We start from the raw sequence: 14878 nt of genomic DNA, 5'->3' as shown, positions 1-14878 counted from the left end.
AGAACCCTTAAAATACCGAACACTTTTCCGTTAATGAATAAGAAGCGGCGCGTCGTGTGCCCACTTCATTTGACGGAGAAGGATGATGAGATTTTTGAGGTGTCTGGTTGTGGCCGGGTTGGCGCTGGGGGCCGCTGCGGAAAAATTTGAGCCCACCTGGAATTCGTTGCGGCAGTATGAATGCCCCGAATGGTTTCAGGATGCGAAGTTCGGGATTTATGCGCACTGGGGGGTCTATTCGGTTCCCGGCGCCCCGGGCAACAGCGACTGGTATGGCCGGAATATGTATAAAGCCGGTCATCCGAACCGTCGCTTTCATGAGGAAAATTACGGGCCGCTCGATGAATTCGGGTACAAGGATTTTGTACCGATGTTCACCGGTGAAAAATTCAATGCCGATGAGTGGGCGGAGCTGATGGTGGACGCCGGTGCCCGTTTCGGCGGCCCGGCGGGGGAGCATGCCGACGGTTTTTCCATGTGGGCGTCGAAGGTTAATCCGTGGAACGCGGCCGACATGGGCCCGAAGCGCGATGTGGTGGCCGAGCTGGAAAAGGCGGTGCGCAAGCGGGGCCTGAAATATGTGGTGAGTCTGCACCATTCCTGGCTGTGGGGCTGGTTTCCGACCTGGCAGGAAGGAACCGATTGCGCCGATCCGGCAAATGCTTCGCTTTATGGGCCGAAACTCCCCGAAACCGCGCAACGGCTGAAAAGCTCAAAAGGATGGTCGAGCGGCGCTTTGCCGATGCCGTATCCCGTGTGGGAGCAGGTGTGGCTGGAAAAAGTGAAGGAAGTGGTGGACGGTTATTCCCCGGACCTGCTCTGGTTCGATAACCGCATTCAGATTCTTTCCGAAACGATCCGCCAGAACATGCTCGCCTTTGCCTATAACAAAGCCGATGCGCGCGGGCAGGAATTTGTGCTGACCTTCAAGCGTCCTGACTTTCCGCTGGGCGTCGGAACCGTTGATCTTGAACGCTCCCGCATGCCGGAAATTTATCCGGAGCCGTGGCTGACGGATACATCAATTTCGCCTGGAACGTGGTCGTGGTCGCGGGATATCGAATATTACAGCACCGACCGGTTGATTCATGATCTCGTGGATATTGTCAGTAAAAACGGATGTCTGCTGTTGAATATGGCACCGCATCCGGATGGATCGATTCCGGCAGAGCAGCAGCGGATTCTGCGGGAAATGGGGGCATGGTTGAAGCTGAACGGCGAGGCGATTTATGAAAGCCGTCCGTGGATCTATTACGGAGAAGGGCCGACTGAAACCAAAGTGGGCCATTTGGCGGATCAAAATTTTTCCGGTTTTACTGCCGAGGATATTCGGTTCACGGAGCGGGACGGACAGTTGTATGCCATTGCGTTCGGCTGGCCGGAGTCGGGTACGCTGTCGGTCGAACGGTTTGGGAAAGCGCTGTATAACGGTGAAATCACGGGGGTTGAGCTGGTGGGTCACCGGGGGGCGCTGCAGTGGGAGCGTCAGGCTTTATCGCTGGATATCCGGCTCCCGCAAAGGAAACCGTGTGCGCATGCTTATGTCTTTCGGATTATGCGTTAGAACTGGAAACAACAGGGGAAAGGAAGTCAGCCATGAATCATATTGAACGTTTTATCAACACGATCGAGCGCAAGCCGGTGGATCGGCCGGCCAGTTGGATGGGCGAGCCGACCGAGGCGGCGCTCGAAGGCCTGTTCAGCTATTTCGGCGTCAGCAGTATCACGGAGATGAGCCTGAAGCTGGACGACGATGTCGTTACCCTGGAGATGCCGTACCATTCTCCGTCGGCCGATGCCATCCATATGGCGCTTGATTTTTCCAACCATGGGAAACTGGATAACGAAGAGCGGACGCTGGGTGAAACGGGATTTTTCCAAGGGGTGGAGGATCCGGCGCGGGTGAATGATTTCGACTGGCCGGATCCATCGAAATATATAGATCCGGATCTCTGCCGGAAGCTGGTGGATGAGCTGCCGGAGGACCGGGCACGGATGGCGATTCTATGGTCATCACATTTTCAGGATACCAACGCGGCTTTCGGCATGGAGGAGGCGATGATGATGATGTACGACTCGCCGGAGATGTACCATGCGGTCATTAACCGCTGTACCGATTTCTACATGGAAGCGAATAAAATTTTCTATGAAGCCGTGGCGGATAAGATTCATGCGGTGCTGATCGGAAACGATATGGGCAGCCAGCAGGGGCTGATGGTTTCGCCGGAGCTGCTGCATGAGTTCGTGACTCCGAGCAATATCCGGCTGATTGAGCAGGCGAAGTCGTATGGCCTGAAAGTGATTTATCACTCGTGCGGTGCGGTTGCGGATATTATTCCGGATCTCATTGAAAGCGGCGTGGATGTGGTGCACCCGATTCAGGCTCTGGCGGCCGGAATGGAGCCGCAGGGACTGAAGGATAAATTCGGCGATAAGGTGGCATTCTGCGGCGGTGTGGATGCGCAGAACCTGTTGGTGAACGGAACACCCGAAGAAGTGGCCGAAAAGGTGAATGAGCTGAGGTCGGTTTTTCCGACCGGCCTGGTGATTTCGCCGAGCCATGAGGCGATTCTTCCGGATATTCCGCCGGCCAACATCGAAGCGTTGCTGAATGCGGTTAAGGGGAAATGACATGAGTGACGTCAAAGAAGCCGGGTCGAAACTGTATTTATGGTTTATCTGCCTGGTGGCGGGGGCAGGCGGTATCCTGTTCGGATATGATGTCATCGTGGTATCCGGCACGACCTCGGAGGTAACCGACCTGTTTATGTTTACCCCGACCCAGACCGGCTTCTTTGTCAGCAGTACTCTGCTGGGCTGCGGGATCGGCTCTTTCTGCTCCGGTTTTATTGCCGATAAATCCGGGCGGAAATCACTGATTATTCTGGCTTCAGTTCTGATCTTTATCTCTGCGGTGTGGAGCGGTCTGGCCAGCGGTGCCATGCAGCTGATTCTGGCCCGTGTTATCGGCGGCATGGGTATTGGTGCGGCCACCATGGTCTGTCCGCTTTATATCTCGGAAGTGGCCCCGGAAAAATATCGCGGCGGGCTGGTTACGCTGTATCAGTTTACCATTACCATCGGCATTGTGGTCTGCCTGCTCGTAAACTGGAAAATCTTCGTCTATGCCGAAACCCACGCCGGGAATACCGCATTTTCCGAAGTCTGGAAATGGTTTGCGGTGGATCAGTACTGGCGTTTCATGTTTGCGGCAGAGGCGGTTCCCGGCATTCTGTTTCTGGGTTGCACGGCCTTTCTGCCGGAAACCCCGCGCTGGCTGATTAAAAATGAACGTGTGAAAAAAGGGCTGGCCGTTCTGCAGCGGATCAACGGACCGGAACGGGGGCAGGAGGTGTCCGCTGAGATTCAGGAAGCCATCCGAATTGAGTCTGATGTTCATCTGTATGACCTTTTCACCGCCCGGCTCTGCCGGCCGCTGGTGCTCTCCATGCTGGTCTGTTTTTTTGCTGAAGCCTGCGGTATCGCCGCCGTGCTTTACTATGCGCCGAAGATTTTTGAAGCGGCCGGTTTTACCACCGGTGCAGCGCTGGGCAGTTCGCTGACGATCGGTCTCGCCAATATGGGCGCCACTGTTTTTGCCCTGTTTTTTATGGATCTGCTGGGCCGCAGAAAGCTGCTGATTATCGGCTCCGTCGGTATGCTGATTTCGCATCTGCTGCTCGGTGTACTGTTTTACAGAGACAGCATGGGGATACCGGTGGTGATTGCGGTCAACGGGTTCATTGCCTCATTTGCCTGTGCCGTCGGGCCGGTGAAGTTTGTTTTTATTTCAGAGGTATTTCCGAACCGGATTCGGGGAATGGCGATTTCGGTGGCGAGTATCGCCATCTGGCTCACCAGTGCCCTGGTCACGCAACTGTTCCCGATGATGCAGGCGGCGATGCCTACGCATTTCATCTTCTTCATTTTTGCAGCCATCGTGGTGGTTTCGCTGCCGTTTTATTTTTTCTTCCTGCCCGAAACCAAAGGGCGGACCATAGAAGAGCTGGAAAAGGAATTCATCCGTCATTAGCCGGATCATCGGGCGTCGTTTTCCGGCCGAATTTTTCAGTGAGTTTCCGGCGCTGGCGATGAACAAAGGCGGCGGCTTTGGGGAACCGGCGTTCGAGATAGTCGCGGATTTTTCCAAACAGTGGAATTTCATCGGCCAGCAGGTAGACGCCCAGCAGAATGGTCAGCAGTCCCTGACCCGGGGTGATGCACATGATGAGGCCGACGATGATGCAGAACCAGCCTGCCACGTGTTTCGCGATGAGTTTGGTGTGCCTGTTCCAGATGAGCCGTTTCATAGTTTGAACCTTCGGTTCAACAGTTAATGGAGATCAGTTAACCGTTAATCAGGCTGTCCGGAAAGCCCAATAGCCCCGAAATGTATCCCCGCCGGAAAACCGGTATAAAAAATTAAACCACGGATGGTGAAGTGTGACCTGACCTCGTGGCCCCAAGTGTCACACTTCCTCACAGGAGGTGCCAAAGGGGGGTGGCAGTATCCTGTGATTCCGTGGTTTGCTTTCATAGACGCTCCAGCTCTTCCCAGCGTTCAAAACTTTTTTCGAGTTCCTGAGGAATGGCTTCGGCGCGGGCGGTGGCCGCCTGAATGTCCTCTGCCGGTTTCTGGTAGAACGCCGGATCGGTCATCGCGGTCTGCAGCTTCTCGAGTTCGGCTTCCAGCGCTTCGATCCGTTTCGGCAGGTTCTTGAGTTCCTCCCGCTCTTTATTGGTCAGCTTGCGGGTACTGACCTTTTTTTCGGCCGGCTTTGAATTTCCGGTTTTGCGGTTTTCAACCTCAGCCCGCTGGCTGAGCCAGTCATCATAGCCCCCGGCATATTCGCCGATCGTTCCGCTGCCTTCGAACACCATCGTGCCGGTGACCACATTGTTCAGAAACGCGCGGTCATGGCTGACCAGCAGCAGGGTGCCCTCATAGGCCGCCAGCAGTTCTTCGAGCAGTTCCAGCGTCTCCACATCGAGATCGTTGGTCGGTTCGTCAAGCACGAGTACGTTGCAGGGTTTTGTGAACAGTTTCGCCAGCAGCAGCCGGTTGCGTTCGCCGCCGGAAAGCACCGATACCGGCGAGCGCGCGCGATCGGGTGAAAACAGAAAATCCTGCAGATAGCCGAGTACATGTTTTTTAACGTTCCCGATGGTAATGGTTTCATCGACGGCAATATTTTCGGCTACGGTTTTATCTTCATCGAGGGTTGCGCGGTGCTGGTCGAAATAGGCCACTTCGAGTTTGGTGCCGTGTTCAAGTGTTCCGGTTTTCGGCTCGAGCTGTTTCAGCAGCAGTTTGATCAGCGTCGATTTTCCGCAGCCGTTCGGACCGATGATGCCGATTTTGTCACCGCGCATGATTTCCACATCCAGATTGGAAATAACGGGCGCTCCGTCGTAATCGTAGGAGATATTTTTTCCCGTAATCACTTTCCGGCCCGAGATCCCGGCTTCGACCGTTTTCAGGTTTACCGTACCCGACTGCACGCGGCGGGCACGGCGTTCCTCGCGCATTTTTTCCAGCGCCCGGACGCGACCTTCGTTGCGGGTGCGCCGTGCTTTGATGCCTTTACGGATCCAGATTTCCTCCTGCTGCAGCTTTTTATCAAACTGCGCCCACTGCTCCTGTTCGCCGTCGAGCAGCTGCTGTTTGCGTTTCAGGTAGGTGTCATAATCGCAGGCCCACGAGTGCAGGTTGCCGCGGTCCAGCTCGACAATGCGTGTCGCCAGTTTGCGCAGGAACGAGCGGTCGTGCGTCACGAAAATCAGGGTGCCTTTATAACGCAGCAGGAAATTTTCCAACCATTGGATCGATTCGATATCGAGATGGTTGGTCGGCTCGTCGAGCACCAGAATATCCGGTTCGCAGACCAGCGCCTGAGCCAGCAGGGCGCGGCGTTTCTGTCCGCCGGACAGGGCGTTGAACTTCAGGTCGTTTTCCAGATTTACCAGCGAGATGGCTTTGTCGACCGCCTGATGCGATTCATAGTCGTCGTGCCCGTTTTCCAGCCCCTGGAACACCAGTTCTTCGATGGTTTGGGAAATATCATTCGGCACATTCTGTCGCAGGCGCCGCACTTTAAGTCCGGGTTGCCGAATCATTTCGCCGGCATCGGGTTCGAGCGTCTGATCGATAATTTTGAGGAGGGTGGATTTGCCCTCGCCGTTGCGCCCGACCACACAGATACGTTCGCCGCGTTCGATCTGCAGGGTGGCATCGTTGAGCAACTGGGGACCGCCGAAGGCTTTCCGGATATTTTGTAAACTGAGCAGGGCCATGTTTTTTTCGTTTTCGTTATGGGTTATCCGTTACGGGGCCGGGGAATGTCCCGTCGCGGTCCTTATCCTGCGGTGCAGAAAGTCGCGCATTCTCCAGATTTTCCCGCCCTTGGAAAGCAGAAAGAGTCCGCGCCCGCCCGTCCATGGGCGGTCCCGCACGGATTAATCCGGTGTGATGCATTCCATCAGTTGCTTTTCCCATCCGGATTCAATTTCGGGGGCAATGATTTCAATCCGGCTTTCCGCACATTCATCCATGGGTATTTCGGTCAGGCCGTCTGCCGTCAGGTTATAGCCGAAAATGCCTTTTGAAGTAATAAAAACCCCCTTCATGCGTTCGGCATCCAGTCCGCTGAAAAAAGAAAACAGCTTGCTGCGGTCAAACACCCGGTACGGTGTAAAGCGCCAGCCGACGCTGCAGAAACCTTCGCCTTGATTTTCCGCTTTAAGATATCCCGATTCCGGAATCGGCAGGTCGCTAATGGATGGCTGCCGGTCGGTGTGATGATGATGGTGATGATGCGCGGCTTCGGCTGCCTGGGTCTGTCCTTCAAGCCATGCGGGTTCCAGAACGCCCTGTTCAGTAATCAGAAGTTCCGCGTGGGACGCGCCATGCTGTTCGGCATAGTGCTCCAATTTGCTGTGGTCTTCATCCTGATAGAGATCTGCTTTGTTGCCGACAATGAGGTCGGCAATGGCAATCTGCTGGTTAAAGGTCTGGTGGTCCGTATAGCGCGGATCGGAAAGGTTCCGGGCATCCACGAGGGTTATAATTTTATGGATGGAGAGGCTTTCCTGATAATGTTCGCCGGAGAGTACGCCGAGCACCTCCACGGGGTGGCCGAGCCCGGTCGGTTCAATCAGCAGCCGGTCGGGGCGTGCTTTAGTGAGCAGCACATTCAGGGCAACCTGCATGGGCAGGCCGGCGGTACAGCACATGCAGCCCCCGGGAACTTCGCGGATAAAGACACCCTGTTCCTGGCTGTGCTGTCCTTCGAAAAGACTTCCATCGACTCCGATTTCGCCGAATTCATTCACCAGAACCGCCCATTTTTCGGAGGACGGTTTGTTTTTCAGCAGATGCAGAATCGCCGAGGTTTTTCCGGTGCCGAGAAAACCGGTGATGATGTTGGTTGGTACACGGTAGATTGCGTTTTCATTTCCCATAACGGGTCTTCGTATATCTTTTGCATGAGGCCCGTGTCACGGAAAATGTACGCACGTTTATTTGATCCTGAATGGTACTGCGTTAAACCGGTTGAACAGGTGCTTATTTATCTCCGTTACGAATCGTCAGCATCCGGTTTCCGTTTTTCTGGAATTCATAGGGCACAGCCTCAATGACTGTGCGGAAATGTTCCTGTTCCAGCCGGTTGATCAGCGGCGGAAGATGCCGCGACGGAACCGCGCCGCAACAGTGATATGCCGTGTTTTCCGATTCCGTTTTCCGTCATTGATTTAGTATACATGGGGCATGGCGATTGAGAAATACAGGCTGCCGCTGCTGGATGTGGAGACGGTGCTTCCGATTCTGAACCATATTTCACTGTTCGGGGCGCTGGACGATACCCAGCTTTATACGGTTTTCCGGATGCTGGAAACCGAGCATCATGAAAAGGGCGATTTTGTATTTCGTCAGGGGGATGCGCCGGACCATATCCGGATTGTGCGTTCGGGCCGGATACGTCTGGTGGAAAAGGTAGGGGACACGCCGATGGAGTTGGTGGAGTTCGGGCCGGGTGACTGTTTCGGCGAGACATCGGTGCTGGCGATTCATCCGCATACGGCGGATGCGCTGGTGGTGGAAGAGGCCGATCTGCTGGTGATTCCGCGCGATAAACTGTTCGGTTTGTATCATACGGACCCCGGGCTGTTCGGTATGCTGATGATGAATATTGCGCGAGAAGCGTGCCGTCGCCTGAATCGGACAGAAGAGGTGATGCTGCACTATGCCTTGGAAGGAAAAGGGAAAAAGGGATGAAATTATATATTTTGATGGCGGGAATGGTATTGGCCGGCGCGGTCGTGGCGGGCAGTCAGAAACAGGTGCTGCTGGTGGCGGGAAAATCGAGCCACGGGCAGGGGGAACATGAATATCCCGCCGGTGCGGATCTGCTGGCCAAGGCTTTGAACGATTCGGGGCTGCCGATCCGGGCGTCAGTCTGTGCGGAAAAATGGCCGGCTGCTGGGCAGCTGGATGCCGCCGATTCGCTGGTGCTTTACTGCGACGGCAATGACGATCATCTGGCGATCGGCCATGAGGGCGATCTGCTGAAGGTTTCAAACGCCGGTACGGGGTTGGTGGTGCTGCATTATGCCCTGGACGGCACCGAGGGGCTGTTGGATGAAACGCTGATGAAGGTGGTCGGCGGCTGTTATCATGATACGGAGTCGGCCAATCCCCTCTGGACGGTGAAAGATCCCTTTTTTGCGGCCGGGCATCCGATTACCCGGGGGCTGAAACCGTATGAACTGAAGGACGAGTGGTATTTCAATCTGCGTTTCGGCGATGTGTTTCCCGTGATGATGGCCAAGCCGCCGATGGAGGAGAAGGTGCATACGCTGGCCTGGACGTTTGGTGATAATGCGTTCGGGTTTACAGGCGGGCATTTTCACAGCAGCTGGGGCGAACCGAATTTCCGGAAAATGGTACTCAATGCCATTGTCTGGTCGGCCGGGCTGACGGTTCCCGATGCCGGGGTGGAATCGGTTGATCCTATTCTTGTAAAAAACAAAACGATTCTCCACGCCATTGCCAAAGGTGATCCCGTGGATGTGAGAAACCACGTTCTGCTCGGTGCTGATGTGAATCAGAAAAATAATCAGGGCTGGACTCCGCTTCATTTTGCAACGGTACGCGGTAAAACGGCATGTGCCGAGGTGCTGGTGGCCAAAGGGGCAGCGCTGGATGAACGCACCGGAACGCTGAAAACGCCGCTGCATCTGGCGGCCGACCGCGGATACCTTGAAATCGTTCGCCTGCTGGTGGACAGCGGGGCGGACCTCAATGCCCGCGATGATGAGGGCTGGACGCCGCTGCACTATGCCGCCGAAAAAGATCGCGTTGACGTTGCGGCGTATCTGGTTGAACAGGGTGCCGAAGTGAATGCAATCAGCCAACGGGGCGGCACTCCGCTGATCGAGGCTTCGGCTTCCGCCAGTCCCGAAATGGTTCACCTGCTGCTCGACTTCGGAGCGGATCAGTCTATTGCGGCAACCAATGGCATGACCGCTCTGGATTATGCGCTCGAACTCGGCAACGAAGCGGCGGAGCAGATTTTGAAATAAGATCGCCGTCCCGTGTCGGCGGCAACGAAGCGCGGCGGACTTCGGCTACTTTGTCACGTGCTCCAGCTGTGCGTTTATCTCTTCCTGCTCACAGAGGCCGAGGGCGATTTCCCGGGCGATCCGGGAGATGAATTTCATATTGTCCCGAAAATAGCTGCGGGTGAAGCCGAGCCGGTGCGAGGTGCGGGTGAACCAGCTGTGCGGCCAGGCATGCACGTGGACGGAATACAGAATGCCGAGATCTCCGAGATCGGTGACCTGCAGGTGTATGATGACGTCGTAGTAGCCGAACCGGCGTTTTCCGCCGGCCCAAACGATATAGTCGTAGGATGTGCGGTCGGTCTGCTTTTTGTAGAGTTCGGTAAGGTCGGTGCGCTGGTCGTATTCATTGATGTAGTAATAGCGGTGTTCGCCGTTTCCAATGATTGGAAAATCCACGGTTCCGTTGCTGGAAATTGAACGGGCGAATTCCTCCTGTACGGCAGTCACCAGTTCCGGATTATTCAGCACGGCCACGGCGGTTTGAAATTTTACCGGTAAGATTTCGGAGGTGCCGAGCCGGATACAATTCCGGCTCAGGATCTCGCGAGCCTGAGGATTGGTGATCAAGTCTGCAGTGCTGCCGGCAAAGCTGCTGAGTGCAAGAAGCAGGGGAATCCAGAATAGCGCGAGATGTTTCATGGATTCCACGATACAGGATGCAGGCCGCGGGATGCAAGGTGAGTGCATCGTGACGGCGAGGGCGTGACCGGGTTGCTCACGCCCCGTTTTTCATCGTTTCTGCGCTAAATGCCGCCGCCGTTTTTAAAGTTGAGGTGCAGGCCGCACTCTTTGTGCTCCGGACTTTCCCACCACCAGCGGCCGGCGCGTTCGTCCTCGCCTTCGCGGCAGGGGCGGGTGCAGGGAGCACAGCCGATGGAGAGATAGCCTTCGTCGTAGAGGCGGTTGTGGGGAACTTTGTGCTCTTCGGCATAATACCAGAGATCGCCCTTCGACCAATGGATCAGCGGATTGATTTTAACCAATCCTTCGTGCACCGGGTCGGATTCGATAAATTCAAGGCCGCCGCGGGTTTTGCTTTGTTCTTTGCGGCGCCCGGTAATCCATGCGCTATAGCCTTCCAGGGCGCGGCCGAGCGGTTCAACTTTGCGGATGCCGCAGCACTCCTGCCGGTTCTCGGTACTTTCCTTAAATGAAAAAAGTCCTTTGTCTGTTTCCAGTTTTTCAACGGCTTCGTGGCGGGGGAATACCCATTCCACATGAATACCGTATTTATGACGGATGGCGTCGGCGCATTCGTAGGTCTCTTCCGGCAGGCGTCCCGTATCAATGGAAAAAACGCGCACCGGTTTGCCGACCTGGTGCAGCATGTCCAGCAGCACCAGACCGCCGACCTGAAAGCTGGTCGCCATGCAGATTTCGTCGCCGAAATGATCAATGGCCCGGGAGAGGACTTCGAGGGAGTCCTTCGGTTCTACGCCTTTAAATAATGTACTTAGATTATTCATTTTATTTGGTCTCAGGTCTTCAGGTCGAAGGTCGGAATATCGGGGCGGGAACCTTGGATATTCGACCTTCGGACGTTTGACCGGGTGTGCCTTAAATTCCGCTGGAGAGGAAGCCTTCCGGATTTTTGTGGAAATCGCGGCCGTCGTAGATCGGGGGAACGACTTCGGTCCGGACGCAGAAATCGCCGAAGCCTTCGCCTTTTTTCCGTTCTTTGGAATAGCTTTCAATCAGCGGTTCCAGAGTCTGGAGAATTTCCTCTTCACCGATGTTTTCCTTGTAGAGTTTAACCAGCCGGGTGCCTTTGCCGTCGCCGCCGAGATAGAGGTTGTATTTCCCGGGCGCTTTACCGATAAAAGCGATTTCCGCCAGATAGGGCCGGGCGCAGCCGTTCGGGCAGCCGGTCATACGAATCACAATCGGCTGATCGGACAGGCCGTATTTGTCGACCATCGCCTCAAGTTTCGTGATGAGATCCGGCAGATAACGTTCGGCTTCGGCCATGGCCAGTCCGCAGGTCGGCAGGGCGACACAGGCCATGCTGTTCAGACGCAGCAGGCTGGCTTCCGGGCGGAAAAGCCCGTGTTCTTTGGCCAGTTTCTCGATTTTGGCTTTTTTACTTTTGGCCACCTGCGCCACGATCAGGTTCTGGGTGGCGGTAATGCGGAAATTTCCCTGGTGCAGATCGGCGATTTTCAACAGTCCGGTCATCATTTGCGGGCCGTCTTCGTAATCTTTGATGCGGCCGTGCTCGATGAACATCGTAAGATTCCATGTGCCGTCCGCATTTTCCACCCAGCCGAAGCGGTCGGAGTGCATCGTGAATTCATAGGGCTTGGCCTTTTTGAATTTTTTGCCGGTACGCTCTTCCACGTGGCTTTTGAAAGTATCCACGCCCATGTCGTCGATGGTGTATTTCAGACGGGCATGTTTGCGATTTTCGCGGTCGCCGAAATCGCGCTGGGTGGTGACAAAGGCTTCTGCAAAGGTGCAGAGATCCCGGGGTTCAATAAACCCGAAGTTTTTCGCAATCTGCGGATAGGTGTCGGGTTCGCCGTGGGAGGCGCCCATACCGCCGCCGGCGAGGACGTCGTAGCCCAGCAGGTTGCCGTCTTTGACGATTGCCACAAAACTGAGATCGTTGCCGTTGACATCCACATCGTTGTGGGGAGGGACGGCAATGGCGATCTTGAATTTGCGCGGCAGATAGGTGTCGCCGAGAATCGGTTCCACTTCTTCTTCAAAATTGGCGACCTTTTCCTTATCGAGCCAGATTTCATGATAGGCCCCGGTTTTCGGCAGCAGGTGTTTGCTGACGGCAACCGCATCGTTATAGATGGTTTCGTGGAGCTCCGATTCCACCGGATTGGTGTTGCAGAGTACGTTTCGGTTGACATCGCCACAGGCCGCAACGGAATCGATCATGACTTTATTGATGCCCTGAATCAGCGGTTTTACATTGCGCTTGAGAATGCCGTGATACTGAAAGGTCTGACGGGTCGTCAGGCGGATGCCGCCGCTGGTGAGATTGCGTGAAATCTCATCGATGGCTTTCCATTGTTCGGCCGTAATTACACCGCCGGGCAGCCGGGCGCGAAGCATGAAGCTGTGCAGCGGTTCGAGTTTCTGGTGCCGGCGTTCATCGCGGATGTCGCGGTCGTCCTGCTGATAAAAACCATGGAATTTAGTGAGCTGTGTATCATCCGGCGACAGGGCACCTGTGACGAGATTCTGCAAACCTTCTTCAATGGTTCCGCGCAGATGGCGGCTGCGGGCTTTAATGTGTTCGTTTTCACTCAGTTTTTTTTCTTCAGACATTGGAAATCTCCTTAATACACATCCTTCTGGTAGCGTCCGTCCTTGCGGAGCTGTACGAGATAATCTTCGGCTTCCTCGGTGCTGTATCCGCCTTTTTCGGCCACGACATCGAGCAGGGCCTGGTGGACATCGTGCGCCATACGGGATTCATCGCCGCAGACATAAATATGAGCACCGCGCTGGATCCAGTTCCAGAGTTCCCGGGCCTGCTCGGTGATACGGTGCTGGACATACACTTTGTGTTCCTGGTCGCGCGAGAAGGCGAGATCGATTTTAGTCAGTGCGCCGTCTTCAAGAAACTCCTGCCATTCGGTCTGGTAGAGGAAATCCTCGGTAAAGTGCGGATTGCCGAAAAAGAGCCAGCTGTCGCCGGGCGCATCCTTTGCGGCGCGCTCCTGCATAAAGGCGCGGAACGGAGCAACACCGGTTCCCGGGCCAATCATGATGATCGGCGTGTTGTCATCTTCCGGCAGGCGGAAATTATCGTTGGATTCCACATAAATCAGCACATCTTCGCCTTCGTTCAGACGGTGGCCGAGATAGCCCGACGCGCCGCCGAGGTGGGGATAGCCGTGCGCTTCATATTCCACCACGCCGACGGTCAGATGCACTTCCTCTTCCACTTCGCTCTGGCTGGAGGCAATGGAGTAAAGGCGCGGCGTCAGTTTGCGCAGCAGACCGATAAAGATTTCCGGGGCCAGGGCATCGGGATATTCACGCACCACATCAATAATCTGGCGGGTTTCCACATAGTCGCGCAGCGATTCAGTTTCTGCGACGATTTTCATCAGTTCGGGCGCTTCGGTGAGCTCGGTATATTCCGTAACAAATCCCGGGTGCAGCAGGGTGAGCTCATAATTTTCGAGCAATGCGTTTTTCACCGGTTTGGGTTCGTCGTTTACATGCACGGTTTCGGCCGGATCGATCTCCAGCAGTCTGAGCAGATCATTTACCAGCTCTTCATCATTTTTGAAGTAGATGCCCAGTGCATCGCCCGGCTGATAGGTGAGCCCCGAATCTTCCAGATCGATTTCAATGTGGCGGATATCTTTTTCGGAATGGCGTCCGGTGATTTTCTGGCAGGTGAGCAGGCGGGTCTGCAGCGGTTTTTTACGGCTGTAATGAACAGCCGGTGCGGTCGCTCCGAAACTGCCTGTGGCCGGAGCCGCCGCTGATGCGCCGCCGGCGGGAATGATGTCCTTGAATGCTTCAACCGCTTGCGGGATCCACGCTTCGGCACCGTCGTCAAAATCCACATCCAGATCGACGCGATCGAGAATTCGTTTTCCGCCGAGCTCTTCAAGACGGGCATCGAAATCCTTACCGGTTTTGCAGTAGAATTCATAGGAGCTGTCGCCGAGGCCGAGCACCGCGAATTGGAAGTCTTCGAGTTTCGGGGCCTTGTTGGAATTCATGTATTCCACCAGATTGAGCGCATCATCCGGCGGATCGCCTTCGCCCTGGGTGGACGTCACGACGGCGACGTATTTAAGCTTTTTGAGGTTTTTCTCTTTAAATTTACCCATGGAAACCAGCTCCACAGCGAGACCGGCTTCCTGTGCGGCATCGCGCAGTTCTTCCGCCACGGACCGGGCGTGCCCGGTCTGCGAACCGTAAAGAACGGTCAGTACGGCTTCCGGATCGCCGCCGCCTGCGGCGGCAACAGCCGGAAGGGCGGAGCCGGCGTTCTGGGCGCTGAGTCCGGTGAAGTATCCACCAACCCAGGCGAGCTGGGCCGGGGTGAGCGAAGCAGCCAGTGCATTCAGCTGGCCGACGAGTTGGGCATCAAGCCCCGTGTTTGGTGTAGGTTGTGTTGACATTTTTTCTTAAATCCTTGTTTCTATACCTTCTGAACGGAACCATTTCCCGTTTGTTCTGCCCTTCGGTTTTTGAAATTGATGGCGCGGATAATAACCGGAAAGGTGATCGGATCAATCATAAATTTAAATTAATGTACGTAAATTAAGCGATT

Annotated in this window: 12 protein-coding genes; 5 read left to right on the top strand and 7 right to left on the bottom strand. The window is 55.2% G+C overall.

What is annotated here, in order from left to right:
* The first annotated feature begins 82 nt into the window (after positions 1–82).
* Genes P9H32_RS04835 through P9H32_RS04825 form a run of 3 tightly spaced genes read left to right on the top strand, consistent with a single transcriptional unit; the run spans position 83 to position 4033 of the window.
* On the top strand, positions 83–1564 hold the full coding sequence (locus P9H32_RS04835) for an alpha-L-fucosidase (RefSeq protein WP_322607746.1): 1482 nt from the start codon (positions 83–85) through the stop codon (positions 1562–1564).
* 32 nt (positions 1565–1596) lie between these two features.
* On the top strand, positions 1597–2631 hold the full coding sequence (locus P9H32_RS04830; protein WP_322607745.1) for a uroporphyrinogen decarboxylase family protein: 1035 nt from the start codon (positions 1597–1599) through the stop codon (positions 2629–2631).
* A 1-nt stretch (position 2632) separates the two neighbouring features.
* Complete coding sequence (locus P9H32_RS04825) at positions 2633–4033, top strand: sugar porter family MFS transporter (RefSeq protein ID WP_322607744.1); 1401 nt, start codon at positions 2633–2635, stop codon at positions 4031–4033.
* On the opposite strand, the gene P9H32_RS04820 is transcribed toward P9H32_RS04825, so the two are convergent.
* The 3 genes from P9H32_RS04820 to P9H32_RS04810 form a co-directional block, all read right to left on the bottom strand.
* Complete coding sequence (locus tag P9H32_RS04820; protein ID WP_322607743.1) at positions 4020–4310, bottom strand: PGPGW domain-containing protein; 291 nt, start codon at positions 4308–4310, stop codon at positions 4020–4022. The genes P9H32_RS04825 and P9H32_RS04820 overlap by 14 nt on opposite strands.
* 223 nt (positions 4311–4533) lie before the next feature.
* The gene (locus P9H32_RS04815; protein ID WP_322607742.1) at positions 4534–6294 is read right to left on the bottom strand and encodes an ATP-binding cassette domain-containing protein; all 1761 of its coding nucleotides are present in this window, start codon (positions 6292–6294) and stop codon (positions 4534–4536) included.
* A gap of 162 nt (positions 6295–6456) precedes the next feature.
* Positions 6457–7461 carry a CobW family GTP-binding protein gene (locus P9H32_RS04810; RefSeq protein WP_322607741.1) on the bottom strand — a complete coding sequence of 335 codons (1005 nt, stop codon included), beginning with the start codon at positions 7459–7461 and terminating at the stop codon, positions 6457–6459.
* A 307-nt stretch (positions 7462–7768) separates the two neighbouring features.
* Here P9H32_RS04810 and P9H32_RS04805 point away from each other — a divergent pair, with 307 nt between their 5' ends.
* Positions 7769–8275 (top strand): cyclic nucleotide-binding domain-containing protein, encoded by a 507-nt coding sequence (locus P9H32_RS04805; RefSeq protein ID WP_322607740.1) that lies wholly within the window; start codon positions 7769–7771, stop codon positions 8273–8275.
* A complete protein-coding gene (locus P9H32_RS04800) occupies positions 8272–9582 on the top strand; it encodes an ankyrin repeat domain-containing protein (protein WP_322607739.1) in 1311 nt (436 codons plus the stop codon). Before P9H32_RS04805 ends, P9H32_RS04800 begins: the two co-directional genes overlap by 4 nt.
* A gap of 45 nt (positions 9583–9627) precedes the next feature.
* Here P9H32_RS04800 and P9H32_RS04795 read toward each other — a convergent pair whose 3' ends face one another.
* The 4 genes from P9H32_RS04795 to P9H32_RS04780 form a co-directional block, all read right to left on the bottom strand.
* Positions 9628–10263, bottom strand: coding sequence for a hypothetical protein (locus tag P9H32_RS04795; protein WP_322607738.1), 636 nt, complete (start codon positions 10261–10263; stop codon positions 9628–9630).
* Positions 10264–10367: 104 nt separating this feature from the next.
* Positions 10368–11090, bottom strand: a complete 723-nt coding sequence (locus P9H32_RS04790; protein WP_322607737.1) for a phosphoadenylyl-sulfate reductase — start codon at positions 11088–11090, stop codon at positions 10368–10370.
* 91 nt (positions 11091–11181) lie between these two features.
* Positions 11182–12906 (bottom strand): assimilatory sulfite reductase (NADPH) hemoprotein subunit, encoded by a 1725-nt coding sequence (cysI, locus tag P9H32_RS04785; protein ID WP_322607736.1) that lies wholly within the window; start codon positions 12904–12906, stop codon positions 11182–11184.
* A gap of 11 nt (positions 12907–12917) precedes the next feature.
* Positions 12918–14726: an assimilatory sulfite reductase (NADPH) flavoprotein subunit gene (locus P9H32_RS04780; protein WP_322607735.1), complete on the bottom strand. Its 1809-nt coding sequence runs from the start codon at positions 14724–14726 to the stop codon at positions 12918–12920.
* Positions 14727–14878 lie beyond the last annotated feature (152 nt).

Source organism: Pontiella agarivorans (genome assembly GCF_034531395.1).
In the GTDB taxonomy this organism is placed as follows: Bacteria; Verrucomicrobiota; Kiritimatiellia; order Kiritimatiellales; family Pontiellaceae; genus Pontiella; species Pontiella agarivorans.
The sequence above is the reverse complement of the archived record's forward strand: the minus strand, read 5'-3'. Positions and strand labels throughout refer to the sequence as shown.

What these genes read in the sequence shown, in the direction of transcription:
- P9H32_RS04835 (WP_322607746.1), top strand. Translation starts at nt 83, where the DNA reads ATGATGAGATTTTTGAGGTGTCTGGTTGTGGCCGGGTTGGCGCTGGGG.
- P9H32_RS04830 (WP_322607745.1), top strand. Translation starts at nt 1,597, where the DNA reads ATGAATCATATTGAACGTTTTATCAACACGATCGAGCGCAAGCCGGTG.
- P9H32_RS04825 (WP_322607744.1), top strand. Translation starts at nt 2,633, where the DNA reads ATGAGTGACGTCAAAGAAGCCGGGTCGAAACTGTATTTATGGTTTATC.
- P9H32_RS04820 (WP_322607743.1), bottom strand. Translation starts at nt 4,310, where the DNA reads ATGAAACGGCTCATCTGGAACAGGCACACCAAACTCATCGCGAAACAC.
- P9H32_RS04815 (WP_322607742.1), bottom strand. Translation starts at nt 6,294, where the DNA reads ATGGCCCTGCTCAGTTTACAAAATATCCGGAAAGCCTTCGGCGGTCCC.
- P9H32_RS04810 (WP_322607741.1), bottom strand. Translation starts at nt 7,461, where the DNA reads ATGGGAAATGAAAACGCAATCTACCGTGTACCAACCAACATCATCACC.
- P9H32_RS04805 (WP_322607740.1), top strand. Translation starts at nt 7,769, where the DNA reads ATGGCGATTGAGAAATACAGGCTGCCGCTGCTGGATGTGGAGACGGTG.
- P9H32_RS04800 (WP_322607739.1), top strand. Translation starts at nt 8,272, where the DNA reads ATGAAATTATATATTTTGATGGCGGGAATGGTATTGGCCGGCGCGGTC.
- P9H32_RS04795 (WP_322607738.1), bottom strand. Translation starts at nt 10,263, where the DNA reads ATGAAACATCTCGCGCTATTCTGGATTCCCCTGCTTCTTGCACTCAGC.
- P9H32_RS04790 (WP_322607737.1), bottom strand. Translation starts at nt 11,090, where the DNA reads ATGAATAATCTAAGTACATTATTTAAAGGCGTAGAACCGAAGGACTCC.
- cysI (WP_322607736.1), bottom strand. Translation starts at nt 12,906, where the DNA reads ATGTCTGAAGAAAAAAAACTGAGTGAAAACGAACACATTAAAGCCCGC.
- P9H32_RS04780 (WP_322607735.1), bottom strand. Translation starts at nt 14,726, where the DNA reads ATGTCAACACAACCTACACCAAACACGGGGCTTGATGCCCAACTCGTC.